Raw genomic sequence first — 25,746 nt, 5'->3', positions numbered from 1 at the left:
AATCAGTAAAAGTCGATTAAAGCTAATCTTATCATCGAAAAATACGTGTTAAGCTGTGTGTGTGGTCTGCCGCGACTGATTGTCAGTGGGCGTGGCCGCAATAAAGGCAGAGCATGGAGAATATATCGTGGCTAGGCAATTTAATTATAAGCATCTTCATTACTTTTTTACGATTGCCCGTGAGGGAAGTATAGTCAAAGCGGCTGAGATTTTGCACGTGTCGCCTCAGACCATTAGTGGGCAGTTAACAGTGTTTGAGCAGTCTCTCGGCGTTGCTCTATTCGACCGCATTGGTAAACGTCTAGTTTTGAGTGAGGCGGGCCGGCTGGCTTATAGTTATGCGGAAGACATATTTTCCTTGGGAGACGAGCTTCAGCAATCGCTTAATGCCCAAGATTTGATTCAGCAGTTCGTATTTACCGTCGGCGTGACTGATGCCATACCGAAAATTCTAGCATCCAGTATTTTAGAAACCGGCTTCCAGTTAGAGGGCGCGATAAAACTGGTGTGTCGCGAAGGCGATTTCGATGCACTATTAGCTGAAATGGCACTTAACCGACTTGATTTAATTCTCGCTGATCGGCCCTTAAATCCTGGTATCCCAGTCAAAGCCTATAGTCATCTACTCGGTGAGAGTGGTTTGAGTTTTTATGCTAAAACAAATAGTGCAGCCGCGCTGAAAGAGGGTTTCCCACAGTCTTTGAATCATCAGCGGTTTTTAATGTGCGGTGATAAGTCGAATCAGAAGCTGAATTTGCAATCCTGGTTTGATACCGAACTTATTGCCCCAAATATCGTGGCGGAATTTGATGATAGCGCCTTGATGAAATATTTTGGTCAATCCGGTCATGGCATCTTTAGCACGGCGTCGATTATTGAGCCCCATGTCACGAGCCAATACGGGGTGGCTGTCATTGGCCGGACTGAAGCGATCAAGGAGCGGCTTTATGCGATTTCTCCTGAGCGCAAGGTAAAGCACCCAGGGGTGAAGTTGCTGGCTGAGGCGGCTCGGGAATTATATCGGGAATATGTCTCTAAACTGGTTTAAATGTGCAGTGCTTGTCGCCGAGTTGCTATTCAGTGAATGATAAAGAGTCTGTTTCCGAGGATGTAAATTTTAAATTTAGGGGGGTATATTTATCATTCGCGTAGACCCTCCAAAAATCTGCGCTAGCGCTGCCTGATATGTGGGCTTAAGGGTTATTACCTATGGCGTAGATGATGGTTCGACACGATATTTTCCGTCACGTAAATCGATAAATATACCCTAACAAAAATACATGACGATATGTGGCGTTGTATAGTGATACCGCTCAATAATCAGCAAAGCACTGCCTTGCTTTGTCAAGTCTAAGCTAAGTGTACTAAGCTTATTATCCAATTAAATCAAGGGAGTAGAATAGTTAAAGCTAGCTTGAGTTAGCGGCTGAAGTTTGCACTACTGTAAGTGAACGTCCCATATTTCGATGGCTCTAATCAATATTTCTGATTCTTTCATTTTGATGATGGGCTGTTTTTATAACGGTCGATTTGCCCTTGAGTGTAATAAACCTCCTATTGGCTTTCTCAGTAAATTAGAAGTCGAGTCCTTATCATTTAAATGGTAGGTATATTCGCGCATACAATTTTACGGCTGCTGTAATACTATCTCGGATACGTATTTTATTTTCTAGGTGGCCCTTAATTTAGCTTGGGAGTGTCTAGCTTTTGGGAAGATGAGCATTTTACGCGATTATCTAGCTTTTGATGAGAGTTTGCGTATTTATGTGTCCTTAATAGTCAGTACAGCGATACATGCGAGATGCCGCTCCATCAATCCGCGCGGCTAGCTTGCAGTAAATATATATATTGTGGTTTCTACCTAGGATGACTAGCCCAAAACTAAACTGTGCAAATTGAGTATAACTATGTCGGACAAGCTTGTTTTTGCGAAAGAACCCAAACCCAACAGGATCATTGATGGTTCTTGGAAGCTGCTGATTGTCGATGATGAGGTCGAAGTCCACAACGTCACCACCCTAGCTCTCGATGGCTTCACTTATGCAGGTAAGAATTTACAATTTCTGAGCGCCTTCAGTGGTGATCAAGCGAAGCAGATTATTCGCGACCATTCCGATATTGCTTTGGTATTGCTCGACGTGGTCATGGAGACGCCCCACGCAGGGCTCGACGTCGCTAACTTTATTAGAAACGAGTTGGGTAATAAAGATGTTCGCATCTTATTGCGTACTGGTCAGCCCGGTTCGACTCCTCAGTATGAGGTCATTACGCGGTTCGGTATTAATGATTATAAAGAGAAGACCGAGTTGACGCAGAAGAAACTTTACACCGCCGTACATGCATCACTTTCTGCCTATAGTGAACTAAAATCTCGTGATACCTACGTTTTAGGCCTGACTAAAATATTAGCTGCGTCCGCTCAAATGTTTGACTTAAGGGCGGTCCATCAGTTTAAGAGCTACGCGCTTGAGCAGCTGACATCGCTGCTTTGCATCGATCAGGACCGGCAGCTTTCAGACGCATCGGCGATGATGATAAGAAAATCGGAGTCCTGTCTACACGTCGTTGCAGGCGTTGCTCGCTTTAAAGAATGTGTTGGCGAATTAGTGCCTGATAGTACTAACGCTATAATTCAATCTCGTATTAATGAGGCGTTCGCGATGGCTAGCAACCATCATGGCGGCGACTATTTTACTGCTTATTATAAAATCTCTGGTGAGCAAGAATATGTTTTATATGCGTCAGCCACAGCGCCGTTTGCCATGAATGATATGAGTCTTTTGGATATATTTGTGCGCAATATTGCGGTGGCGCACCAGAATGTTAAGAGCGCCCCAAGTATTCTAAAAAGTGTGGTTGATGAGGATGAGTGTTAAGCACATTTATGGATTTCATTCACAGTGATACCTGCCATATCAATTGCAGTGTGTGAGAGCCGGGGAATGATGTGGCTCAATTTTTACAAGGTTATGGCTTGTTTAGGGAATACCGCAAGGTAGTGCAAGTTGAATGGTGTGAGTTGTAGTCGGATCTCCTTGGAATGGGTGGCGCAATGGCTGTTTGAGAAGTTGTTTTAACGGATTTTAACGTCTTGTTGGAGAAGGTTTTATGCTTGCAAAGCTTTTTAACGAGCCAGACTATCGACTGATGATGGAGTCCATCATCGATACTGAGATTATTACGCTCGATGTAAATGGCAATGTTTGCTCTTGGAATAAGGGCGCTGAGAATCTCAAGGGTTATAGTGCTGCCGAAGTCATGGGTAGGCATATCTCAATGTTCTACACTCCTGAAGATATTGAGAATGACCTAGCCAGTCATGAGCTCGCGACGGCAGCTGAAACGGGGCGTTTTCAATTTGAAGGTTGGCGCGTGGGCAAAGGGGACGCCAAATTTTGGGCCGATATTGTACTCCAGCCGATCAAGGATTCCAGGGGTGAGGTGACGGGTTATATCAAGTTAGTTCGTGATATGACCGAGCGTAAATACTCCGAAGATAAATTTCGCGCCGCAGTGGAATTCGCGCCGACCGCCATGGTGATGATTAGCTCTTCTGGCGAGATTATGCTGATTAACGGGCAGACCGAGAAATTGTTCGGTTACCGTCGAGAGGAGTTGATTGGCAAGGCTGTAGAGGTACTTCTTCCCGCGGCTATGCGCAGTCGCCACCCGTCACTGCGCGACGGTTTTTTTGTGGATCCTGCGCCACGAATGATGGGTGGCGGCGGCGCGGATCTATGTGGACTGCATAAGGATGGCCAAGAAGTACCGGTAGAGATTGCCCTTAATAATATAACGACAATCGAAGGGAATTTTGTACTCGCGGCCATCACTGATATCTCAGAGCGCAAACGCTTCGGTGCTAAGATTTCGGAAATAACGGCTGAGGCGGATGCGAGTCAATACGCGCGTTCGCTAATCGAAGCGTCGCTAGATCCCTTGGTAACGATTAGTCCTGAGGGTATTATTACCGACGTCAACGAAGGTTCAATCAATGTTACTGGCGTAGCACGTGAAGACCTTATTGGCACTGATTTCTCTAATTACTTCACTGAACCAGATAAGGCGCGGGCAGGTTATCAATTAGCCTTCGATAAGGGCTTGGTGACTGATTACCCGCTTACGGTTCGTCATGTCGACGGTAAACTTACCGACGTTTTATATAACGCCAGTGTTTATCGCGATGCCGATGGCAATGTGTTGGGGGTGTTTGCCGCGGCCCGCGATGTTACAGCGCAGAAGCAGGCCAGCCAGTACGCAAGATCTTTAATTGAGGCGTCGCTGGATCCATTAGTTACCATCAGTCCAGAAGGTAAAATCACTGACGTTAATGAAGGCTCAATTAATGTCACAGGGGTTGCCCGGGAAAAACTCATTGGTACTGATTTCTCAAACTATTTCACCGAGCCAGATAAGGCCCGCGCAGGCTATCAGGAGGCCTTCAATAAAGGAACAGTAACGGACTATCCGCTTACCGTTCGTCATGTCGACGGCAAGCTCACCGATGTGTTGTACAACGCCAGTGTATATCGAGATGCTGATGGTAATGTCTTGGGCGTGTTTGCGGCGGCGCGCGATGTAACGGCGCAGAAACAGGTAAGTCAGTACGCGCGATCGTTAATTGAGGCCTCCCTAGATCCGCTGGTGACGATCAGCCCCGAGGGTAAGATCACCGACGTCAACGACGGCTCAATTAAAGTTACTGGGGTGGCTCGTGAAGAGCTTATCGGCACTGACTTTTCAAACTACTTTACCGAGCCTGATAAGGCGCGGGCAGGATATCAGGAGGCTTTTAACAAGGGAACGGTAACGGACTATCCGCTTACGGTTCGTCATGTTGACGGCAAGCTTTCCGACGTTCTTTACAATGCCAGTGTTTACCGTGACGCGGATGGCAATGTGCTGGGGGTGTTTGCGGCAGCTCGCGATGTGACAGCGCAGAAGCAAGCCAGCCAGTACGCTCGCTCCTTGATCGAGGCCTCGCTGGATCCATTGGTTACTATTAGTCCGGAAGGTAAAATCACTGACGTTAACGAGGGTTCAATCAAAGTTACTGGGGTGGCCCGCGAAGAGCTCATCGGCACTGATTTCTCGAATTATTTTACCGAGCCCGATAATGCCCGCGCCGGCTATCAGGAGGCGTTTAATAAGGGTTCGGTGACTGACTATCCGCTCACGGTTCGTCATATCGATGGCAAGCTGACCGACGTACTTTATAACGCCAGCGTATACCGAGGCACCTCCGGCAAGGTTTTGGGGGTTTTTGCCGCTGCGCGCGATGTGACCGCTCAGAAGCAAGCTGAAGCTGAGCTCGCCGAGCGGCGAGTTAAGGAGATGGAACGACTCGCGGAGTTGGAGCGCTTCCAAAAACTAACAGTGGGCCGAGAGCTTAAAATGATCGAACTCAAGGCTGAGATCGCCGAACTGAAACGGCAACTGCCGCCAGAGGCAGTAGACGGATTATGACATCTTCTGCTAAGGGCCTCGAAGGGGGCGATACTGAGCAGCTGAACTATAATCAGGCGATTCTCAATATCCTTGAGGATTTTAGTGACGAGAAAAACTTACTTGAAACCACTCAGCAGGCAATACTAAATATTCTTGATGATGTTGGACTTGAGAAGGGGATGTACGCTGATACCCAGAAGGCGGTTATCAACATTCTCGACGATTTCGCCGACGAAAAAAATCAGCTCGAATCGACCCAGCGAGCTGTGCTAAATATTCTTGATGATTTTGAAATTGAGAAGCGCAAAGTTGAATCAACTAATCGGGAACTGTCGCGGCAGATTGAAGAGCGCGAGCAGGCTGAGCTAACCGTTCGTGAGAAGACCCTCGCTAATCTGGAGCTCGAAGAGGCATTAGAACAGCTACAGCACGCTCAGGCCGAGTTAGTTAGATCTGAAAAGATGGCAGCGCTGGGGGGCATGGTTGCTGGTATTTCCCACGAGATCAACACTCCAGTGGGTATTGGTGTCACTGCCGCTTCAACGCTTGATAGTGCGACCAATAAGCTAGACACAGATTACCAGGCCGGCGAATTGACGGAAGTCGAGCTCAAGCGCTTTATCGATATTGCGCGCCGAAGTACCTCACTTATTCTCAATAACCTCGATCGTGCGGCTAATCTGATCCGTAGTTTTAAGCAAGTGGCCGTTGACGAGTCAAGTGGTGAGCGCCGGCGCTTCGAGGTGCGCAGCTATTTTCATGACGTGATAGTGTCATTGCAGCCGCTGCTAAAAAATACTAGGCACACCATTGAGTTGAGTGGTGACGAAGTTTTGTTTATCGACAGTTATCCGGGTGCTTTCGCACAAATCATAACTAATCTTGTCAGTAATTCCGTAGTGCATGCCTTTGATGCAGGACAACTTGGTCATATGCGAATTGACCTGAGCGCCAACGATGACCGGATTGTACTTGTCTATTCTGATGATGGCTGTGGTATTAAGGCTGCGGATATCGGCAAAATATTTGAGCCCTTTTACACGACTAGACGCGGTAGCGGCGGCAGCGGCTTGGGACTGCATGTCGTTTTTAACCTAGTGACGCAGGCCTTGCGTGGAAAGATTTTTGTCACCAGCCAGCCTGGTCAGGGCGCCGAGTTCCGTATTGAGTTGCCCGCAGACTTGATGGCGCAATAAGCTGGAGCATCGTCCTTGCGGCAAGCTAAGCTCTGTGCCGATATAGTTCAGTGTTACGCCTTAGTTTGTGACTTCGCATTATCTGGGCTTATTAATGTGTTTGCCTCCTGAGTGGAGAAGCGTTGCACCACTGCACAGGTAACCACATCGCCAAGAATATTCACTGCGGTGCGGCACATGTCTAAAATGCGGTCTACCCCAAGAATTAAAGCAACGCCAGCGGCAGGGATACCAACGCCTTCCAAAACCATGCTTAGAATGATAATCCCAGCGCCCGGTGTGGCTGGGGAGCCGATAGACGCAGCGACCGCCATTGTTACCACAAATAAATAGCTGCCCAATCCTAAATCGACGTTAAACACCTGTGCTAAAAATACGGTCGCTACACCTTGGTATAAAGCGGTGCCTGTCATATTAATGGTTGCCCCCAGTGGCACAAGAAATCGCGCCACTTCGGGTTTAATCAATAATTTATTCTCCACTACTTCCAATGTGATTGGCATCACTGCTGCTGAGCTACTGGTGGAGAAGGCAAGTAATAATAATTCACGTATATGCCGAAAAAACTCACCGCTTTTCTGTGGCAAAGTAAACCGCGCTACTAGGAAGTAGAAGGCCGCGATACACAGCAAACCTAATAGTACGGTTGCGACATATATAGCCATCCCCGCCAAGACTTCTATGCCTAAATTCGCCACCAGCTTGGTAATCAAGCCAAATACCGCCAAGGGTGCGAGTAACATCGCCCAGGAGACAATGCGAAGGCTCACCTCTTGTAAGGCCGTTAACAAATCAAATAAGGGGCGTGATTGCTTGGCAGGGATCGATAGCAAAGCTGCCCCCAATACTGCGGAAAATAGGATTACCTGCATCATCTCGCCCGATGCCATTGATGCCAGGGGGTTTTTGGGAATAAGTGCAGACACCTTATCCGGCAGTTCCGCTACCGCGGGGAAGCCTTTAGCCACTGTGCTAGTAAGTGGTGCAATCTGATCGTTGCTGAGCGCTGTCGCCTCAATATAGCTTCCAGGGTTAATATTAAGGGCTAAGACAATGCCAATTGTAGCGGCTAGGGCGGTCGACAGTGTAATGAATGCTAGCGCCAACAAGCCGTTCTTTTTCATTGCCGCGGCGTCGTTATTGGCCGCTAAGCCACCGACAATTGAGGCGATTACCAGCGGCACCACAATCATCTGGATAATAGATAGGAAAACTTGCCCTGGCAGCGCTAGCCACGCAGTAATTGCCCTCACGGTTCCGCTGCTAAATAAGCCGAGGTCAGGGCCCAGTGCAATGCCCGCCAGTACACCCAGTGCCAAGGCGATAATGACCTTTAACCACAGGCGGCCGCTAATCAACTTGTCAAAATGTTCCGATAGGGTTTTTAAGGGGGTAAGTATCAAATTATGACGCATGGCCTACCTTTACGCTTTTAGCGGGATCTTTATAAGTCGCTTACTTTGATTTCTATATGACCATTATTTCGGTACACAGCGACTATATTATGCAATCTCGGGGCGCAGTTTCTTAATATCGATCAATAAACAATGTACTAGCTGCCTATTAGCATAAACAGTGGTCATATAAGTTGGCATAACGCGAGTTATTGCTCGAGTGCAGCAGGCGGCGCTGCCGTAGGGGGAGGGCGGTAGGCAAATAAAAAAGCCCAGCTCATTGAGCTGGGCTTTTCTTTGAGTGGTACCGGTGGGCGGACTCGAACCGCCACGCCTTTCGGCAAGGGATTTTGAATCCCTCGTGTATACCAATTTCACCACACCGGCTTAAAACTTGTTCGCTACTATACCAGTTTGTTTTCTTGCCGCAAACTTAGAAAATTATTATATTTCAATGATTTGCGGTATTTTTCCTGCGAGTGCAGCAGAGCTTGATTCTGCTTCGCCTAACAATATCACTACACTGGTATGTGAGTGGGGCGCGATTATAACAAGCTTTTCTGTGAGGTCAATCGACGACGACGTTTTATTTAATAAAGGCCTGCACACTGATCATAGAATGACCTGCTTCTGTGGAGTCTAGTGGCGATTTCCGCTAATCTTGCGCCTTTTCGAACGAATACAGAGATTATGCAGCGTAGCGACTTCCATTTTGATCTCCCCGAAAGCTTAATTGCTTATCACCCCATGCCTGAGCGCGACGGCAGTCGCTTATTGGTATTAGGTGAGAATCAGGGTTGTGAGCACAGTCAGTTTAAAGAGTTGCCTGCCTACTTACGCTCCGGTGATTTGCTGGTATTTAATAATACCAGAGTCATACCTGCGCGATTATTTGCGGTGAAGGCGACGGGTGGGCGAGTGGAAATACTTGTCGAGCGGGTGCTGGAAGAACATAGAGTGCTGGCGCATGTGCGAGCGAGCAAAGCGCCCAAGGTCGGCGCGGAATTAACTTTGTGCTCTAGTGCTGATGCTGAACCTGGTGAAGACAAGGCGATTGTTATTCGGCGCCATGATGCCCTGTTTGAATTGACGTTTGCCTCGCCAGTACTGGAGGTCTTGGATCGTATTGGTCATATGCCGCTGCCTCCTTACATCGAGCGAGAAGATGTATTGGATGATCGCGAGCGTTATCAAACCGTATATGCCAGCCGCGATGGCGCTGTTGCCGCGCCGACAGCGGGTTTGCATTTTACTGATGCGCTAATGCAGCAATGCCGTGATATGGGGGTTGATATTGCGTTTGTGACGCTGCACGTGGGAGCGGGTACATTCCAGCCGGTGCGCGCCGATGATATCCGCGATCATAAAATGCATGCCGAATATATTGAAGTCAGTGACGAGGTATGTGAACAGGTACGGGCTACAAGAGCGGGTGGTGGTCGGGTTGTAGCCGTGGGCACAACCAGTGTTCGCAGTTTAGAAACTGCCTCCCAGTCAGGTGAGATAACGGCTTTCTCGGGTGATAGTCGCATCTTTATATACCCCGGCTACCAGTTCCGCAGCGTCGATATGATGGTAACTAATTTTCATTTACCAGAGTCCACGCTAATCATGATGATCAGTGCCTTTGCTGGTCGTGATGCAGTACTTGCGGCTTACGCTGAGGCAGTCGCTGAACAATACCGGTTTTTTAGTTACGGTGATGCCATGTTGGTATTTCCGTCTAGTGATAAATAAACAAATAGGATCCGTTTTATGAGCGAGTGCCGAATGCGTTTTGATGTGATGGCCAGTGATGGCTTGGCACGTCGCGGGACCTTGGATTTTCCGCGCGGTAAAGTGCAAACCCCTGCGTTTATGCCAGTCGGTACCTACGGCACGGTAAAGGGAATGCTGCCCCGGGATATTAAAGAAATTGGCGCAGAGATTATTCTCGGCAATACCTTTCATTTAAGTTTGCGGCCCGGCACCGAGGTGGTTAAAGCCCACGGTGATTTGCACAACTTTACCGGTTGGCAGGGACCGATATTAACGGACTCTGGCGGCTTTCAGGTTTGGAGTCTCGGTAAACTGCGGAAAATTAGTGAGGCGGGGGTGTCTTTCAAATCACCGGTAAATGGTAGCGATGTGTATTTAGATCCGGAAACCTCAATGCAGGTTCAGCGCGACTTGGGTGCTGACATTGTGATGATTTTCGACGAATGCACGCCTTACCCAGCCACTGAGGCTGAGGCTAGAACGTCAATGGAGTTGTCTCTGCGCTGGGCTGCACGAAGCAAAGCTGCGCACGAGGGCAACGATGCCGCGCTGTTTGGTATAGTGCAGGGTGGTATGTACCCAGAGTTGCGGCGAGTATCCCTGCAGGGTCTGAAGGATATTGATTTTGACGGCTTCGCTATTGGTGGGCTTTCGGTGGGCGAGCCTAAAGATGAAATGCTGATGGTCTTAGATTCATTAGCTGAATATATGCCGGAGGACAAACCGCGTTACCTAATGGGTGTTGGCAAGCCTTCGGATATATTGGAAGCGGTGATGCGCGGCGTAGACATGTTTGATTGTGTGATGCCCACGCGAAATGCGCGCAACGGTCATTTGTTTACCTCAACGGGTGTGGTTAAAATTCGTAACGCCAGCCACCGCTATAATAATTCGCCTCTGGACGCTAGGTGCGATTGCTACACTTGTCAGAACTTCTCGCGTGCCTATTTGCATCACCTCGATAAATGTAAAGAAATACTCGGAGCGCAGCTAAATACAATCCATAATCTTCGCTACTACCAAAACCATATGGCGGCAATTCGGCAGGCGATAGAAGAGGGCCGCTTGGCGCAATTTGCCGAACAGTTTTATCATGAGCAAGACGGCGGGGCCGATGTATAAATTGGTGTTCTTTGTGCCGGCAACACATTGCGAGAAGGTTAAGGCCGCGGTATTTAAGGCTGGCGCAGGCGGTCAGGGTAGTTATGGTCATTGCAGCTGGCAGGTACTCGGTCAGGGTCAGTTTTTACCCTTAGCTGGCAGTCAGCCCTTTATTGGTGAGCAGGGGCAGCTAGAGGTCGTTGAAGAATTTAGAGTGGAGACATTGTGTGCTGAAGAAGGCTTTCGCGATGTGATTGCGGCTTTGAAAGATGCCCACCCCTACGAAGAGCCTGCTTATGAGCTATATCAGCTGGCGGCTATTTGAGCGCAAGCATGGCGGAAGTCTTTTGCTGGCGCGTATTTAAGGAGATTAAGCATGTTGTATCAATTGGGTGAACGTCGCGTTCAGCTTGAGGGCGATGGACATTTTGTTGCTGATAACGCCACCGTGATTGGGTCGGTGGTGTTAAAAGAGAATGTCAGTATTTGGTTTAATGTCGTCATTCGCGGCGATGTTGACGACATAGTTATTGGCGCACGCAGCAATATTCAAGATGGCTCGGTGCTTCACACTGATTCCGGATTTCCCATGCATATTGGTGAGGATGTCACGGTCGGTCATAAAGTGATGCTGCACGGCTGCACCATTGGCCAGGGTAGTCTTATTGGCATTAATGCTGTGGTGCTCAATGGCGCAAAAATTGGTAAGGGCTGCCTTATTGGCGCCAATGCTCTGGTCACCGAAGGTATGGTCATACCTGATGGGTCTATGGTGTTGGGGTCGCCCGCTAAAATACGCCGTACTCTAAGTGAGGACGAGCAGGCAGTGCTGATGATATCCGCCTCACACTACGTTGAAAACGGCCATCGCTTTGCGACTGAGCTGAAACCACAGGATATGTCGTGAGCGCAGCCAAAGAAAAACCGGTCGCGTCACCGTGTGTGTCTGTTTGTGCATTAGATCATGAAGATGTCTGCTCAGGCTGCTACCGCAGCCTGAAGGAAATTGGCGATTGGTCAGACATGGATAATGCGCAGAAGCGCGAGGTTATCATATTAGCTAATCAGCGCTGTCGTGACCGTTACGGCGATTAAGCTTAATCGCCGTAACGGTTAATGACGGCTTTTTGCTTTGCTATAAGCGCGTACTGATTGAATTAGATTGCCCTTCATTTCTAGAATTTCAAAATAATAGCGGCCGATAGTGAGACCCACAGAACCCTCTGGAAATGATTCAAGCTTTTCTAATAGCAGACCGTTCAAGGTTTTTGGACCGTCTGTCGGCAAATCCCACTTCATACTCTTGTTGATGTCGCGGATAGTGGTGGTGCCGTCAACGAGGTAGGTGCCATCTGCCTGATGAACGATGTCCTCGGTATCGGTGCTGAGGTTAGAGGTGAACTCACCGACAATCTCCTCCAGTAAGTCCTCTAGGGTCACTATGCCCTGCATGACACCGTATTCGTCGACGACAATACCCATACGCCGCTTTTGTTTCTGGAAATTAAACAACTGAGTGTTTAGTGGCGTGCCTTCTGGGATGAAATAGGGATCCCTAATGGCTAGGATTAGGGCATCGCGTTGAACGCGCCCTTGAGCATCGACGCTATTGATAATGTCGCGCTGGTGGAGAATGCCAACGATATTGTCGATGTCATTTTTGTAGACCGGAATGCGGGTAAATTCTGCGTCGCGTAATTTCCTGATGATTGTGTCAGTGTCGGCATCAACGTCGATACCGAAGACCTCGTTGCGGGGGATCATAATGTCGTCCACCGTGATTTGCTCGAGGTCGAGGATGTTCATTAACATCCCCTTGTGGTGTTTGGGTATTAAGTGGCCTGCCTCGCCGACGATGGTGCGCAGCTCGTCTAAACCAATATGTTCTGAGCCATCATTTTTTTCAATGCCAGTTAGGCGAAGCACAAACTGGGTAACGTGACTGACTAGCCAGATGACCGGAAATAGCAGGGTTTTCAGGGGCAGTAAAACGTGACTGACCGCGTAGGAAACCGGCTCAGATTTGTAAGCCGCAATGGTTTTGGGGATGATTTCGGCAAAGATCAGAAAAACCAAGGTCAATAGTATCGATGCGGGTACCACGGCATTGTCGCCATACATACGGATTGCGGCGATGGTCGCAATGGACGCGGCCAAATTGTTAACGAGGTTATTACCAATCAGAATAGTACTGATTAGGCTGTCAGGTCGTTCCAGAAGTTTCGACGCGCGCTTAGCGCCGCGATGACCGCTCTTTGCTCGGTGGCGCAAACGGTAGCGATTTAGAGACATCATTCCGGTTTCTGAGCCGGAAAAAAATCCGGACAGGACGATTAATACAGCTAAAATGCCAAAAAGAAGACCCAGCGGTGCCTCGTTCAAAAAGCCTAAAACTCCTTAATAAATTAAATAGTTGCCAATCTTAACTAAAGCCAGACAGGCGCGATAAACCAAGGTATCAAGCTATTGTGGCATGGATGATCACAGATAGCGCAATTTTTGTGCCTAGGTAGCCCAACAGGAGGCAGGCAAACGCCCATAGCGTCCAGCGTATAGCGACTTTCCCGCGCCAGCCAATAAAAGCGCGACCACATAATAAGATAGCTAGTAATACCCACGATAGTATCGAAAACACGGTTTTGTGGATCAGGTGCTGAGCCATCATATCGTCGACGTAGATGCCGCCGGTGATGATGGCCAGAGTGAGAAGAAAGAAGCCGGCCCAAATCAGTTCGAATAGCATGGCTTCCATTGTTTGCAGGGGCGGAAGAATGCTGGGTAAGCCTTTTAGGTGGTGCTTGCGCAGCATGCGGTCTTGCGAGGCTAGCAAAATTGCCTGAGTCGCCGCTATGGTGAGTACGCTGTAAGCAAGTATCGAAAGCAATATATGGCATAACACCCCAATTGGCTGGTGCTGCAGCAGTTGCTGGCTCTCCGGGATTACTACTTCCGCCAGCAAGCTCATCGCTGCCAATGGGTATAAAGGAACTAATAGATTATGCAGCGGCCGGTGCAGGCTGGCGCTTAGGATGATTAAACAAATCAGCCAGGTAATAAGCGATAGCACCTGAATCACCCCAAGATCCATGCCGTCAACGGTATGGATGGCGGTAATGGCGGCTATCGCATGGAAGAATACGGCTGCCATGCCGATGATTGCGCCGGGCTTGCCGAGGGCGCGGTTGCGCGTGCGATATTGAATGCCCGCGGCTGCGATATAGAGAATAATGGCGGCAAGGCTAGTGTATAAATTCATCGGTTAGTGTGACCGTTATATCCGTATTGTGTGTGCTGAGCGTTGGGTCTGCCTGATGACTCGGTTATACTGCGTCATGATTTTGCGCGGCATCGTTATTTTTTAACGATGCACAGCGAGCAGATTGTAAGCGCGTTCACGGCAAAATGTCGACTTGAACCGTGTTTTCAAATTTATCACTTACAGATTTCAGAGAGTTTACGCATGTTTGAAAATTTAACCGAACGCCTATCGCAGAGCTTACGCCATGTTACTGGGCAGGCGCGGTTGAGTGAGGACAATATCGCTGACGCCATGCGCGACGTGCGTATGGCGCTGCTCGAGGCCGATGTTGCCCTGCCAGTCGTTAAGGATTTTGTTGAAGCAGTAAAGGTGCGTGCAGTAGGGCAGGAGGTGAGTAAGAGCCTTAGTCCGGGGCAGATGTTCGTTAAAATCGTCCAGCAAGAGCTGGAAACGATTATGGGCAGCCAAAATGAAACCCTGAATCTGGCGACGCAGCCTCCTGCGGTGATGTTGATGGCAGGTTTACAGGGTGCGGGTAAGACTACCTCGGTAGCCAAACTGGCGAAATTCCTGCAAGAAAAGCACAAAAAGAAAGTGTTAGTAGTGAGTGTCGATGTTTATCGTCCAGCGGCAATCAAGCAGCTTGAGACCTTGGCGAATGATATTGGCGCGGGCTTCTTCCCCAGTAATATTGAGCAAAAGCCGATAGATATCGCTAATGCGGCCATCGCTGAAGCGAAATTGCGCTTTTATGATGTGGTGATTGTGGATACCGCCGGTCGCCTTGCTATCGATGCTGACATGATGGCCGAAATACAGGGTTTGCACGCCGCTATCAAACCGATAGAAACCTTGTTCGTCGTCGACGCGATGACGGGCCAAGATGCGGCAAATACCGCCAAGGCCTTTGGCGAGGCATTGCCGCTAACCGGCGTTATTTTGACCAAGGCTGACGCTGATAGCCGCGGCGGTGCTGCCCTGTCGGTGCGACATATCACCGGTAAACCGATTAAATTTATGGGTGTGGGTGAAAAGACCGACGCACTGGATCCTTTTTACCCAGATCGTATTGCATCGCGTATTTTGGGTATGGGCGATATTTTGTCTCTTATTGATGAGGCGGAATCTAAGCTCGACAAAGACAAGGCGGAGAAGCTTGCCAAAAAGCTTAAAAAAGGCAAGAAGTTCGATTTAGAGGATTTGCGTGATCAGTTGCAGCAAATGCAAAATATGGGTGGCATGAAGGGCTTGCTCGATAAGCTGCCTGGCATGGGTAATATGGCGCAAATGGCGCAGAGTCAGATGGACGGCAAGATGTTTACTCGCATGGAGGCCATCATTAATTCGATGACACCGGCGGAGCGTCGCAATCCAGATTTGTTAAACGGTTCGCGCAAGCGCCGCATCACCATGGGGTCTGGCACCGAGATTCAGGATTTAAACCGTTTGCTTAAACAGCATAAGCAAATGGCGAAAATGATGAAAAAAATGGGGCAGAAGGGCGGCATGACAAATATGATGAGGGGTATGGGTGGAATGGCACCTCCCGGTGGCGGCCGCTTCCCAGGTATGTGATGTCTCTGGGTGACTGAGGGTGCTTTTGGCGTGGCAGGTTTGCGTTAAGCGCCTTCCCATGTGTTAATGCTTTGAATTAATAAAAAGATCTAATTAATTGATAATATTGGTTATTATTCGTATTTTCTGTGATCACTAGCCCTTGGCTATTTCTTGCTTGAATCGGCCTTGACGGGTCGGCAAGAAAAAGCGCGCTAAGTGTTTCATATATCATCGATTTCCCTTATAATTCCGCGCCTTTATGGCTTCGGTCATATTATCGCTTCGAACTTTTCGATAAGCAGGTATTAAACCCTGCCCAAATGCTAGGAAATGAAACAAGAATGGTCACTATTCGTTTGGCACGTGGCGGCTCTAAAAAGCGCCCATTTTATCATCTGACAGTTACTGACAGCCGCACTTCACGTGACGGTCGTTTTATTGAGCGCGTTGGTTTCTTTAACCCAGTAGCTCGCGGTAACGAAGAACGTCTGCGCGTTGATAACGCACGCGTTGATCATTGGGTTGCTCAAGGCGCTCAAATGTCAGATCGCGTTGCAAAATTGCTCAAAGACTCAGCAGCTGCCGCTTAAATGACAGCATTTACCCCGGAAAATCGGGTTGTAATCGCTAAGATTTCTGCGGTGTACGGGGTAAAGGGGTGGGTGAAGATACATTCTTTCACTGACCCCATTAGTAATTTTTTTGATTACAGCGATGTTTACTTTTGCAAATCTGGAAAGTGGCAGCGCGCAGAGTTTGATGAGTGCAAGGCACATGGCAAAGGTATTGTCGCTCACCTGAAAGGGGTCGACGATCGCGATGTGGCAGCGGGCTACTGTGGCATGGAATTATCGGTCGCAGAAGGACTGTTACCTGACTTGGAGGGTGATGAGTTTTATTGGCATCAACTGACAGGCTTAAAGGTGGCGACGCTTTACTCATCGACGGAACCGGTTTTGTTAGGTGAAGTAAGCCACCTTCTTGAAACGGGTGCGAATGATGTTCTCGTGGTGCGCAAGTGCGCGGGAAGCCTGGACGATAAGGAGCGCTTAATTCCTTATGTGCCAGAGCAATTTATAAAAGATATCAACCTTGAAACCGGGATGATATTGGTGGACTGGGATCCTGAGTTCTAGTTTTAAAGGGCAAAGGAGATAGCGTCGTGGACATATCGGTGGTTAGTCTGTTTCCCGAGATGTTTGCAGCGGTTAGCGATTACGGTGTAACCGGTCGAGCAGTTCAAAATGGTTTGCTAAATATTTCGTGTTGTAATCCTCGCGATTACACCACGGATCGTCACCAAACAGTGGACGACCGGCCTTATGGCGGCGGTCCCGGCATGGTGATGAAGACCGCCCCGCTAGAGCAGGCAATTCATGCTGCAAAAGCGTCGGTGGCGCCGGGTGCGACAGTGATATATTTGTCGCCACAGGGCCGGCCTCTAGACCAACAGGGTCTGGCTGAGTTAGCACAACGGCCATCGCTAGTATTATTGGCGGGTCGATATGAAGGAGTAGATGAGCGCTTAATTGAGGCCGAAGTCGACGAAGAATGGTCGATAGGCGATTATGTGCTCAGCGGTGGTGAGTTGGCTGCCATGGTAATGATTGACGGTTTAAGCCGTTTATTACCGGGTGTGCTGGGGCATCATTTGTCGGCAGAGCAAGATTCATTTGCCGAAGGTTTGTTAGATTGCCCGCATTACACGCGGCCTGAGCATTACCGAGATAGATCGGTGCCAGACGTGCTGTTAAGTGGCAATCACGAAGGGATACGGCGCTGGAGACTCAAGCAGTCGCTAGGTCGAACTTGGTTGCGGCGCAGGGATTTACTGCAAAAAGTAGAATTGAGTGCCGAACAAAATACATTGCTGGCGGAGTTTATCCGCGAGCTTGATAATTAACTAACACCTAGCTGTGAAGCTATAAACTTTTGAATTTAGGAGTATGCCATGAGCACCAACAAAATTATTGCCGAACTGGAAGCAGAGCAGGCCACCAAAGAACTGCCGGATTTCAGCCCCGGTGACACTGTTGTCGTTCAGGTTAAAGTTAAAGAGGGTGCTCGTGAGCGTCTTCAGGCTTTTGAAGGTGTTGTTATTGGCATTCGCAACCGTGCCCTGAACTCAGCCTTTACTGTGCGTAAAATTTCTCATGGTGTAGGCGTAGAGCGTACTTTCCAAACTTACAGCCCCTTGATTGATAGCATTCAAGTTAAGCGTCGCGGCGATGTGCGCCAAGCCAAGCTTTACTACTTGCGTGAGCTTAGCGGTCGTGCAGCACGTATCAAAGAGAAACTAGGCGCAAAAGCTTAAGCTTTCTAGTGATTTCAAAAAAGGCAGCCATTGGCTGCCTTTTTTGTTATCTGGGTCTAGAAAAAGTGGGTGCGAAGCGGCCATTTTCATCGCATACTTTCAAATTGCTCGATATGAGTATCGCCCGGGATTTAAGGCTGATTTCTTGATGCTTCACATATTGTGCGGCATTGATTCTGGCGGATATGAAACTTGTTGCGAAAATATTGTTCGTATTTAGATGTATGTTATTAGTGAAATTTGGAGAGTGTATTTGAATAGTCACATGAAAATGTTTTTGCGTCGGATTCTGTTAGTACTGGCCTTTGCTGGTATGTTAATCCCGCTGACTGGGCAGGCGGTTGCATCTGTAGTGCTCGACAAGGCTGCAGACACAGCGATTCGCGCTTCTTTTAAAGCAACTCGGCCAGATATAGTTATTACCCAAATAGAAGCAAGTGGGGTGGCAAACCTCTACCTCGTCACTATGCAAAACGGTCCCACGGTCTACGCCAGTGCCGACGGTAAATACTTTATTGCCGGTGATATGTTTGAAATCAGTGCGGCAGGTATAGAAAGTGTCGCTGAGAAGAAGCTTAAGCCGGTGCGCAAAGAGCTACTCGCTCAGGTTAAGCGGGAAGACATGATTATTTTCAGCCCTAAAGGTGAAACTAAGGGTGCGATTTACGTTTTTACTGATGTTGATTGCGGTTACTGTCGCAAGCTTCACCAGGAAGTGCCGCAGCTCAATGCCATGGGTATCGAAGTGCGTTACCTAGGTTACCCGCGGGCAGGTTTAGGGACGCCCACCTATGACAAAATGGTGTCAGCATGGTGTGCCGATGATCCCAAAGCGGCGATGGACTCCTTGAAGGCCGGCGCGCCGATTGACCCTAAAAAATGCAGCAACCCAATTGCAGAAGAATATCAGTTGGGCTCGCAGATGGGCGTCACGGGAACACCTGCCATTGTGCTGGAAGACGGTAGTATGATCCCCGGCTATAAAACAGCCGCGCAGTTAGGTGTCGTTGTGCTTAACTAGCAGCCGTCACGCTATTGCGTTTACAAAGGGGCTTATCGCCCCTTTTTTGTGCCCGCAGGTTTTGACTGGGTAACCGCGCGACTAGTAGATTGTAAGAAAATGTCATTTTTTTTGTTGCCTATCGGCATGGTTTCAAACACTCACTTTGTTTCAAAATAGCCCTCTGATTTTCGATGGCCGTAGCTGCGTATTTAAAAGCAATAGCAGCGCGTTCAGTTTTTGATAAAGTGAATAAGCAATAATTACTCTGACCACAATAGGAGAAAAACACATGGATATTAATGGAAAAGTAGCAATTGTCACCGGTGGCGCTTCGGGTCTGGGTGAGGGCACAGTCCGTGCTTACGTTGCAAAAGGTGGCAAGGTTGCCATTTTTGATATGAACGCTGAACGCGGCAATACCATAGTCGCTGAGCTGGGCGCAGATAATGTGAGCTTCCATAACGTCAACGTAGCCGATGAAGACTCTGTTGCAGCGGCGATTGCCGAAGTCATGGCCAAGTTTGGCGCTATTCACATCTGCAACAACTATGCAGGTATTGGCAGTGCGGTTAAGACCTTAAGTAAAAAAGGCGCATTTCCGCTAGACGCATACAAAAATATTATCAACGTCAATTTGGTAGGCACATTTAATGTGGCTCGTCTTGCAGCTGAACAGATGGCCAAGAACGAGCCCTACGACGGCGCCAACGCGCGCGGCGTTATCATCAATACGGCCTCTGTAGCCGCCTTTGAAGGTCAGGTTGGTCAGGTTGCCTATAGCGCCTCTAAAGGTGGTGTAGTCGGCATGACCCTGCCAATGGCTCGCGACTTGGCGTCATATGGTATTCGTGTCAACACGATTGTCCCCGGCCTGATTCACACCCCATTGTTTGAAACCATCCCGGAAGCGGCCTACAAATCGCTGGAAAACAGCGTAGTTAATCCGCAGCGCTTAGGCCGCCCAGAAGAAATTGCTCATCTGTCAGTGATGATTGCTGAAAATGAGTATATGAATGGTGAGTCGATTCGTTTGGATGGCGCTATTCGCATGCAGCCGCGTTGATAAGCGCTTTAGCCTAACTCGAAATGCGGTCGCAGTGACGCGGCCGCAGCGGATCTTAAGCTGGAGCATTTATGACGTCTTACAATACCTTGGAATACAGCATTACCGGCGCGGTGGCAGAGATACGCCTTAATCGCCCGGAATCGCTGAATTCTGTGAATCGTGAAATGCGCAGCGAATTATTCACGGTGCTGCAACAAGCCAATGCCGACCCCGCTATTCGCACCGTTGTATTGGGCGCCAATGGCCGTGGTTTTTCCTCGGGCGCAGATCTGAGCGAAGGCCTTTTGCAAGATCAAACGGTTGAGGATCAGATACTTGATGAATATGGGCCGATATTGTCCCTAATCGGTGAGATGGATAAGACCGTGATAGCAGCCTCACCGGGCGTCATGGCTGGTGTCGGCGCGGCTATCGCAATGCGTTGCGACTTGGTGGTAATGGCCGACTCCGGAAGTTTAATCATGGCGTTTAGCAACGTTGGCTTGGTGCCTGATGGCGGTGCTAGCTGGTTGCTACTGCGTTACTTGGGTTATCAGCGCTGCTATCAGTTAATGGCTGAAGGTGGTCGTTTAGATGCCGATGCGTGTTTGGCTGCCGGTATTGTTAATAAGTTAGTGCCGGCGGATCAGGTTATGACCGCGGCGCTAGAGTGGGCTCAGGCGCTCGCACTGCGAGCACCTGTGGCATTGCGAGAGATGAAGAAAATACTGCGCCAGGCAGCAGATCGTAGCTATGATGAGGTGGTGAAAATAGAAGCGCAGGCACAGAACATATGTGTTGGTACTGCTGACGTAAAAGAAGCGATGCAGGCGTTCTTTGAAAAACGACCGCCGGTATTTCGTGGTGAGTAGCGCTGAGATTTCATTATTTTAATAACGGTGTCGAACACCGAGAATGAGGGTAAGGATATGAGTGATGAAGTATTAGTGAGCGTTGAAGATGGTGTGATGATTGTGACCATCAACCGTCCGAAGGCAAAAAACTCAGTAAACCTAGCTGTTGCGAAGGGCATTGCTGCGGCCATGGATGAGCTGGATAGCAATAACGATATTCGCGCTGCCATTTTAACCGGTGCCGATAATACCTTTTGCGCCGGTATGGATTTAAAAGCCTTTGTTACTGGTGAACTGCCCGTTATTGAAGGCCGTGGTTTTGCCGGCTTGTGTGAAGCAACGCCTAAAAAGCCGCTCATTGCAGCGGTAGAAGGCTACGCCTTGGCTGGTGGTTTTGAATTGGCAATCTGCTGTGACCTAATTGTGGTTGCCGATAATGCCAAGTTTGGCATCCCCGAAGCGAAGCGCGGCTTGGCGGCGGCGGCGGGCGGCCTGATGCGTTTGCCGCGTCAAATTCCGTCACGCATCGCAATGGAAATGGCCTTAACTGGTGACTTTATCACAGCGCAGCGTGCCTATGATTTGGGCTTGGTGAACAAGGTGGTTGAAGCCGGCGGCGCGCTTGAGGGGGCCAAAGCCTTTGCTCGCAGTATTGCGGCTAACGGACCTATGGCTGTGATCGCCAGCAAGAAAGTGGTAATTGAATCGCAAGATTGGCAGCAGAGTGAGATGTTCCCCGAGCAAGCCAAAATTGTAGATGGTGTTTTTACTAGCCATGACGCTATTGAAGGTGCAACGGCTTTTGCCGAGAAGCGTGCGCCAAACTGGAAAGGTTGTTAATCGCCCGTCGGGCTTATAACGAGGAAAAAATAATGACAGAAGCATGGATAATCGATGTATGCCGCACCCCTCGCGGTATTGGTAAAGCAGGTAAGGGTTCGCTGGCCGGTATTCACCCCCAACAATTGGGTGCCACCGTGTTAAAGGCATTGGCTGAGCGCAATAATTTAAACACCGCAGATGTAGACGATATCATCTGGGGCACCAGTTCACAGCGCGGCGAGCAGGCCGGTGATCTTGGCCGCATGGCGGCGTTAACAGCTGGCTATGACGTGCGCAGCAGCGCCGTTACTTTAGATCGCTTTTGCGGTTCTGGTATTACAGCAGTGAACCTTGCTGCGGCATCAATTATGTCCGGCATGGAAGATGTAGTTATTGCCGGTGGCGCCGAGATGATGTCTAACTACGGTCAAAACGGTAACGATCCCTCGATGTTCCTAGACAATGGGAATATGGTTTTACGCGAAGCTCATCCGCAGCCTCATCAAGGCGTTTGCGGTGATGCAATTGCAACGCTAGAGGGTATTACTCGCGAAGATCTGGACAAGCTTGCGTTCACCAGCCAGCAGCGCGCGGCGCATGCCATTGCCAATGGTTATTTTGACAAGAGTTTGGTGCCGGTCTATCGCGAAGATGGCAGTTTGGCCTTAGATAAAGAAGAATTCCCGCGTCCGGGCACAACGCTGGAAGCCCTGTCGGCATTAAAGCCGGCTTTTGCTGAGCTGGCTTACTACCCGCTAAACGAAGAAGGCACGACCTACGCTGGTCTTGTTAATAAAGTCTATCCAGACCTTAAAATCAGCCATGTTCACCACGGTGGTAACTCGTCTGGTGTGGTAGATGGTGCTGCTGCAATTTTACTGACTTCGCCTGAATACGCGAAAGCGCATGGCTTAAAGCCTCGCGCGAAGATCGTTGCAATGGTCAATATGGGCGATTCACCAACTCTAATGCTAAATGCACCGGTTCCCGCAGCCTTAAAAGCGCTAAAGAAAGCTGGCCTAACAGTGGATGACATTGATTTGTTTGAAATCAATGAAGCCTTTGCCGTTGTTGCCGAGAAGTTTATTCGCGACCTAAAACTAGATCGTGACAAGGTAAACGTTAACGGTGGCGCTATGGCTCTAGGGCATCCCATTGGAGCAACTGGCTCAATTTTGATTGGTACCTTATTGGATGAGCTTGAGCGTCGCGATTTAAAGCGTGGTTTGGTCACTATGTGTGCCGCCGGTGGTATGGCACCAGCGATAATCATCGAGCGTATCTAAGGACGCTGTGCCTAATGTAAGGCGTTTCATTCCTTACATTAGGCACAGATGCCGACAATAATTTACATAACAGGAATTATTTATGAAAACCCGTATTACCGAGATGCTGGGGATTAAGTACCCTATTATTCAAGGCGGTATGCAGTGGGTCGGCCACGCCGAGCTCGCCTCGGCGGTGTCTAATGCTGGCGGTTTAGGAATCTTAACCGCTCTGACCCAGCCGACACCGGAAGATCTGTATCAAGAAATACTTCGCTGTAAAGAAATGACGGATTTACCCTTCGGTGTAAATCTCACCATTTTGCCAACTATTAAGCCCGTTCCGTATATGGAATACGCCGAAGCCGCCATTCGCGGTGGGGTTAAAATAATGGAAACTGCTGGTCGCAGTCCGCAGGATTTCATGCCCTTATTTAAGGCCAATGGGGTGCGCGTTATCCATAAATGTACCTCGGTTCGTCATGCCCTTAAGGCGGAGCGAATAGGTTGTGACGCCGTGAGCGTTGACGGCTTCGAATGCGCCGGCCATCCCGGTGAAGACGACGTCACCAATATGATTTTGCTACCTGCCGCCGCTGCGAAGCTAAGTATCCCAATGATCGCCTCTGGTGGGATCGGTGATGCCCAGGGTCTGGTTGCCGCGCTGGCGCTGGGGGCTGAAGGCATTAATATGGGTACCCGCTTTGTCGCTACCAAAGAGGCGCCGGTCCATGAGAACGTCAAGCAGGCAATGGTTGATGCCGATGAGCGTCAAACGACCCTGATCTTTCGCAGTCTCAATAACACCGCGCGGGTTTTCCGCAATGCGATTGCGGAACAAGTGGTGGAGATTGAAAGTCGCGATGGTAAAACCGATTTTGCTGATATCCAGCCATTGGTCGCTGGGGCTCGCGGTCGAGCAAATGTATTGGAGGGTGGTGATATCGACGATGGTATTTGGACGGCCGGCATGGTTATTGGCTTGATAAACGATATACCTAGCTGCCAAGTGCTATTGGATAGAATGGTTAGCGAGGCGGAGACTATTATCAATAAGCGCTTAGTGGGTTTGTGCGGCTAAGATCGCGGTCTTGAGGCTGAGTTTATAAAGTGTGTTTCCTTGTAAAACAGCTGCCGTTTAGGTGGCTGTTTTGCTATGTAATCCGCTATTTTTTCTTCAAGAAGTGAAATGGTACAGAATTAACTGGCCTGAATTGTTGTCGCCCATAGCCTTAGCGCCTCAGCTTGACTAAAATGCACTCCTTTCGGGTGGAAATTACTCTCGGTCGTCCATGCGCTTGCTGGCGTGGACAGGCATGAGCGACGCGCCCAAGGTATTACCTGACGTTTAAGGAGCAGTGGTGGATTCGGTCAAAGTAGGAATATGTGGTTTAGGAACCGTCGGTAGCGGCACATTTACGGTGTTGGCGAGAAATGCGGCAGAAATTTCAGCGCGGGTAGGTGCCGAAATTATTGTGACGCAAGTAGGTAGCCGCCGCGACAACCCCAACTGTAGCGTGGGTGATATTGCTATGGTGCGCGATGTTTTTGAGGTCGCTGATAACCCTGATATCGATATTTTGGTTGAATTGATCGGTGGCACCACGGTGGCAAAAGAGCTGGTTTTGCGCGCGATTGCCAATGGCAAGCACGTCGTCACCGCGAATAAAGCGCTGATCGCCGAGCATGGCAATGAGATTTTTGCAGCAGCGGCTGAGAAGGGCGTCACTGTTGCCTTTGAAGCGGCAGTAGCCGGTGGTATTCCCATTATTAAAGCGCTGCGGGAAGGTTTGGCCGGGAATAAAATTCAGTGGTTGGCGGGTATTATTAACGGCACTGGCAACTTTATTCTGTCTGAAATGCGCGAAAAAGGCCGAGATTTTGCAGACGTCTTAGCTGAGGCGCAGGCTCTAGGTTATGCCGAGGCTGATCCAACATTTGATGTTGAGGGCATTGATGCCGCACACAAATTGGTGATTCTGGCGTCCTTGGCTTTTGGTATACCGCTGCAATTTGACAAAGTTTTTACCGAAGGTATTAGCCGGATTGTTCAGGAAGATGTGATCTATGCCGAGGAACTCGGTTACCGCATCAAACATTTGGGTATTGCTCGTGACACAAGCGAAGGCATTGAACTGCGTGTCCACCCAACCTTAATTCCAGAGAAGCGCCTGATTGCGAATGTGAATGGCGTTATGAATGCGGTGCTAGTGCAGTCAGATGCAGTCGGGCCTACCTTGTATTATGGGGCTGGTGCTGGCGGCGAGCCTACGGCATCTGCCGTGGTTGCTGATATTATTGATGTTGCCCGCACCTTGAGTGCACAGCAAAGTAATCGCGTCCCTTATTTGTCATTCCATAGTGCCTCCTTGAGTGCGCATCCGGTATTGCCAATTGATGCAGTTGAGACTGCGTACTACTTGCGTATGGCCGCGGTCGATAAGCCTGGCGTCCTGTCTAAAGTTGCCCAAATTTTGAGCGACGGCGGAATTAGTATTGAAGCATTGATTCAAAAAGAGCCTGCTGATGGCGCTAACTTAGTGCCCATGATTATTCTGACTAACCGCACAATTGAAGCTAAATTGTCGGCTGCGGTAACTCAGATCGAAGGCCTAGAAAGCATTGTGGGTGAAGTAACACGTATTCGCGTGGAATCACTAGCAGGCTGATAGACGGTGGGTAGTAGGAGGGACATTGTCCCTTCTTTGCTAAATTAGAGAGTTATTGCGT

General features: G+C 49.1%; 24 protein-coding genes and 1 tRNA gene. 21 read left to right on the top strand and 4 right to left on the bottom strand.

Annotated elements, in window-relative coordinates:
• Positions 1-127: 127 nt before the first annotated feature.
• The 4 genes from nhaR (at position 128) to AB4875_RS11875 (ending at position 6,644) form a co-directional block, all read left to right on the top strand.
• Entirely contained in the window at positions 128-1,048 is a 921-nt protein-coding gene (nhaR, locus tag AB4875_RS11890) for a transcriptional activator NhaR (RefSeq protein WP_368376272.1), read from the top strand.
• An 859-nt stretch (positions 1,049-1,907) separates the two neighbouring features.
• Entirely contained in the window at positions 1,908-2,876 is a 969-nt protein-coding gene (locus tag AB4875_RS11885; protein WP_368376271.1) for a DUF3369 domain-containing protein, read from the top strand.
• 232 nt (positions 2,877-3,108) lie between these two features.
• Positions 3,109-5,466 (top strand): PAS domain S-box protein, encoded by a 2,358-nt coding sequence (locus AB4875_RS11880; protein WP_368376270.1) that lies wholly within the window; start codon positions 3,109-3,111, stop codon positions 5,464-5,466.
• Positions 5,463-6,644: a sensor histidine kinase gene (locus AB4875_RS11875; protein WP_368376269.1), complete on the top strand. Its 1,182-nt coding sequence runs from the start codon at positions 5,463-5,465 to the stop codon at positions 6,642-6,644. The genes AB4875_RS11880 and AB4875_RS11875 overlap by 4 nt, the downstream gene beginning before the upstream one ends.
• A 53-nt stretch (positions 6,645-6,697) precedes the next feature.
• On the opposite strand, the gene AB4875_RS11870 is transcribed toward AB4875_RS11875, so the two are convergent.
• Together AB4875_RS11870 and AB4875_RS11865 are read right to left on the bottom strand one after the other, a co-directional pair.
• Positions 6,698-8,059, bottom strand: coding sequence for a dicarboxylate/amino acid:cation symporter (locus AB4875_RS11870; RefSeq protein ID WP_368376268.1), 1,362 nt, complete (start codon positions 8,057-8,059; stop codon positions 6,698-6,700).
• 281 nt (positions 8,060-8,340) lie between these two features.
• Positions 8,341-8,425: transfer RNA gene (locus AB4875_RS11865), tRNA-Leu, on the bottom strand.
• Positions 8,426-8,728: 303 nt separating this feature from the next.
• Between AB4875_RS11865 and queA the strand changes: the two genes are divergently transcribed.
• The 5 genes from queA to AB4875_RS11840 are packed head-to-tail and all read left to right on the top strand — an operon-like array spanning position 8,729 to position 11,992.
• Positions 8,729-9,775 carry a tRNA preQ1(34) S-adenosylmethionine ribosyltransferase-isomerase QueA gene (queA, locus tag AB4875_RS11860; protein ID WP_368376267.1) on the top strand — a complete coding sequence of 349 codons (1,047 nt, stop codon included), beginning with the start codon at positions 8,729-8,731 and terminating at the stop codon, positions 9,773-9,775.
• Between the two features lie 33 nt (positions 9,776-9,808).
• Positions 9,809-10,918, top strand: a complete 1,110-nt coding sequence (tgt, locus tag AB4875_RS11855; protein ID WP_438273533.1) for a tRNA guanosine(34) transglycosylase Tgt — start codon at positions 9,809-9,811, stop codon at positions 10,916-10,918.
• Positions 10,911-11,222: a YqfO family protein gene (locus tag AB4875_RS11850; RefSeq protein ID WP_368376265.1), complete on the top strand. Its 312-nt coding sequence runs from the start codon at positions 10,911-10,913 to the stop codon at positions 11,220-11,222. Before tgt ends, AB4875_RS11850 begins: the two co-directional genes overlap by 8 nt.
• Before the next feature lie 51 nt (positions 11,223-11,273).
• A complete protein-coding gene (locus AB4875_RS11845; protein ID WP_368376264.1) occupies positions 11,274-11,804 on the top strand; it encodes a gamma carbonic anhydrase family protein in 531 nt (176 codons plus the stop codon).
• Entirely contained in the window at positions 11,801-11,992 is a 192-nt protein-coding gene (locus tag AB4875_RS11840) for a DUF1289 domain-containing protein (RefSeq protein ID WP_368376263.1), read from the top strand. The genes AB4875_RS11845 and AB4875_RS11840 overlap by 4 nt, the downstream gene beginning before the upstream one ends.
• Positions 11,993-12,010: 18 nt before the next feature.
• Here AB4875_RS11840 and AB4875_RS11835 read toward each other — a convergent pair whose 3' ends face one another.
• Together AB4875_RS11835 and AB4875_RS11830 are read right to left on the bottom strand one after the other, a co-directional pair.
• Positions 12,011-13,279, bottom strand: coding sequence for an HlyC/CorC family transporter (locus AB4875_RS11835; protein WP_368376262.1), 1,269 nt, complete (start codon positions 13,277-13,279; stop codon positions 12,011-12,013).
• A gap of 76 nt (positions 13,280-13,355) precedes the next feature.
• Positions 13,356-14,153, bottom strand: coding sequence for a cytochrome C assembly family protein (locus tag AB4875_RS11830; RefSeq protein WP_368376261.1), 798 nt, complete (start codon positions 14,151-14,153; stop codon positions 13,356-13,358).
• Positions 14,154-14,357: 204 nt separating this feature from the next.
• Between AB4875_RS11830 and ffh the strand changes: the two genes are divergently transcribed.
• From ffh to AB4875_RS11770, 12 genes are all read left to right on the top strand, one after another.
• Positions 14,358-15,731 carry a signal recognition particle protein gene (gene ffh, locus AB4875_RS11825; protein WP_368376260.1) on the top strand — a complete coding sequence of 458 codons (1,374 nt, stop codon included), beginning with the start codon at positions 14,358-14,360 and terminating at the stop codon, positions 15,729-15,731.
• Between the two features lie 323 nt (positions 15,732-16,054).
• A complete protein-coding gene (gene rpsP, locus AB4875_RS11820; protein WP_368376259.1) occupies positions 16,055-16,303 on the top strand; it encodes a 30S ribosomal protein S16 in 249 nt (82 codons plus the stop codon).
• Complete coding sequence (gene rimM, locus AB4875_RS11815; protein WP_368376258.1) at positions 16,304-16,849, top strand: ribosome maturation factor RimM; 546 nt, start codon at positions 16,304-16,306, stop codon at positions 16,847-16,849.
• A gap of 26 nt (positions 16,850-16,875) precedes the next feature.
• Positions 16,876-17,616 carry a tRNA (guanosine(37)-N1)-methyltransferase TrmD gene (trmD, locus tag AB4875_RS11810; RefSeq protein ID WP_368376257.1) on the top strand — a complete coding sequence of 247 codons (741 nt, stop codon included), beginning with the start codon at positions 16,876-16,878 and terminating at the stop codon, positions 17,614-17,616.
• A gap of 48 nt (positions 17,617-17,664) precedes the next feature.
• On the top strand, positions 17,665-18,027 hold the full coding sequence (rplS, locus tag AB4875_RS11805) for a 50S ribosomal protein L19 (protein WP_368376256.1): 363 nt from the start codon (positions 17,665-17,667) through the stop codon (positions 18,025-18,027).
• A gap of 265 nt (positions 18,028-18,292) precedes the next feature.
• Positions 18,293-19,048 carry a DsbC family protein gene (locus tag AB4875_RS11800; protein WP_368376255.1) on the top strand — a complete coding sequence of 252 codons (756 nt, stop codon included), beginning with the start codon at positions 18,293-18,295 and terminating at the stop codon, positions 19,046-19,048.
• Between the two features lie 271 nt (positions 19,049-19,319).
• Complete coding sequence (locus AB4875_RS11795; protein WP_368376254.1) at positions 19,320-20,093, top strand: SDR family NAD(P)-dependent oxidoreductase; 774 nt, start codon at positions 19,320-19,322, stop codon at positions 20,091-20,093.
• A gap of 71 nt (positions 20,094-20,164) precedes the next feature.
• Complete coding sequence (locus AB4875_RS11790) at positions 20,165-20,947, top strand: enoyl-CoA hydratase/isomerase family protein (protein WP_368376253.1); 783 nt, start codon at positions 20,165-20,167, stop codon at positions 20,945-20,947.
• Between the two features lie 57 nt (positions 20,948-21,004).
• Positions 21,005-21,769 carry a crotonase/enoyl-CoA hydratase family protein gene (locus tag AB4875_RS11785; protein WP_368376252.1) on the top strand — a complete coding sequence of 255 codons (765 nt, stop codon included), beginning with the start codon at positions 21,005-21,007 and terminating at the stop codon, positions 21,767-21,769.
• Positions 21,770-21,801: 32 nt separating this feature from the next.
• A complete protein-coding gene (locus AB4875_RS11780; RefSeq protein WP_368376251.1) occupies positions 21,802-23,037 on the top strand; it encodes an acetyl-CoA C-acetyltransferase in 1,236 nt (411 codons plus the stop codon).
• 82 nt (positions 23,038-23,119) lie between these two features.
• On the top strand, positions 23,120-24,097 hold the full coding sequence (locus AB4875_RS11775) for an NAD(P)H-dependent flavin oxidoreductase (protein ID WP_368376250.1): 978 nt from the start codon (positions 23,120-23,122) through the stop codon (positions 24,095-24,097).
• A gap of 280 nt (positions 24,098-24,377) precedes the next feature.
• Positions 24,378-25,685 carry a homoserine dehydrogenase gene (locus AB4875_RS11770; protein WP_368376249.1) on the top strand — a complete coding sequence of 436 codons (1,308 nt, stop codon included), beginning with the start codon at positions 24,378-24,380 and terminating at the stop codon, positions 25,683-25,685.
• Positions 25,686-25,746 lie beyond the last annotated feature (61 nt).

It is taken from the genome of Zhongshania sp. R06B22 (assembly GCF_040892595.1).
Taxonomy (GTDB): Bacteria; Pseudomonadota; Gammaproteobacteria; order Pseudomonadales; family Spongiibacteraceae; genus Spongiibacter; species Spongiibacter arctica.
The sequence above is the reverse complement of the archived record's forward strand: the minus strand, read 5'-3'. Positions and strand labels throughout refer to the sequence as shown.

What these genes read in the sequence shown, in the direction of transcription:
- AB4875_RS11885 (WP_368376271.1), top strand. Translation starts at nt 1,908, where the DNA reads ATGTCGGACAAGCTTGTTTTTGCGAAAGAACCCAAACCCAACAGGATC.
- AB4875_RS11880 (WP_368376270.1), top strand. Translation starts at nt 3,109, where the DNA reads ATGCTTGCAAAGCTTTTTAACGAGCCAGACTATCGACTGATGATGGAG.
- AB4875_RS11875 (WP_368376269.1), top strand. Translation starts at nt 5,463, where the DNA reads ATGACATCTTCTGCTAAGGGCCTCGAAGGGGGCGATACTGAGCAGCTG.
- AB4875_RS11870 (WP_368376268.1), bottom strand. Translation starts at nt 8,059, where the DNA reads ATGCGTCATAATTTGATACTTACCCCCTTAAAAACCCTATCGGAACAT.
- queA (WP_368376267.1), top strand. Translation starts at nt 8,729, where the DNA reads ATGCAGCGTAGCGACTTCCATTTTGATCTCCCCGAAAGCTTAATTGCT.
- tgt (WP_438273533.1), top strand. Translation starts at nt 9,809, where the DNA reads ATGCGTTTTGATGTGATGGCCAGTGATGGCTTGGCACGTCGCGGGACC.
- AB4875_RS11850 (WP_368376265.1), top strand. Translation starts at nt 10,911, where the DNA reads ATGTATAAATTGGTGTTCTTTGTGCCGGCAACACATTGCGAGAAGGTT.
- AB4875_RS11845 (WP_368376264.1), top strand. Translation starts at nt 11,274, where the DNA reads ATGTTGTATCAATTGGGTGAACGTCGCGTTCAGCTTGAGGGCGATGGA.
- AB4875_RS11830 (WP_368376261.1), bottom strand. Translation starts at nt 14,153, where the DNA reads ATGAATTTATACACTAGCCTTGCCGCCATTATTCTCTATATCGCAGCC.
- ffh (WP_368376260.1), top strand. Translation starts at nt 14,358, where the DNA reads ATGTTTGAAAATTTAACCGAACGCCTATCGCAGAGCTTACGCCATGTT.
- rpsP (WP_368376259.1), top strand. Translation starts at nt 16,055, where the DNA reads ATGGTCACTATTCGTTTGGCACGTGGCGGCTCTAAAAAGCGCCCATTT.
- rimM (WP_368376258.1), top strand. Translation starts at nt 16,304, where the DNA reads ATGACAGCATTTACCCCGGAAAATCGGGTTGTAATCGCTAAGATTTCT.
- rplS (WP_368376256.1), top strand. Translation starts at nt 17,665, where the DNA reads ATGAGCACCAACAAAATTATTGCCGAACTGGAAGCAGAGCAGGCCACC.
- AB4875_RS11800 (WP_368376255.1), top strand. Translation starts at nt 18,293, where the DNA reads ATGAAAATGTTTTTGCGTCGGATTCTGTTAGTACTGGCCTTTGCTGGT.
- AB4875_RS11795 (WP_368376254.1), top strand. Translation starts at nt 19,320, where the DNA reads ATGGATATTAATGGAAAAGTAGCAATTGTCACCGGTGGCGCTTCGGGT.
- AB4875_RS11790 (WP_368376253.1), top strand. Translation starts at nt 20,165, where the DNA reads ATGACGTCTTACAATACCTTGGAATACAGCATTACCGGCGCGGTGGCA.
- AB4875_RS11785 (WP_368376252.1), top strand. Translation starts at nt 21,005, where the DNA reads ATGAGTGATGAAGTATTAGTGAGCGTTGAAGATGGTGTGATGATTGTG.
- AB4875_RS11780 (WP_368376251.1), top strand. Translation starts at nt 21,802, where the DNA reads ATGACAGAAGCATGGATAATCGATGTATGCCGCACCCCTCGCGGTATT.
- AB4875_RS11775 (WP_368376250.1), top strand. Translation starts at nt 23,120, where the DNA reads ATGAAAACCCGTATTACCGAGATGCTGGGGATTAAGTACCCTATTATT.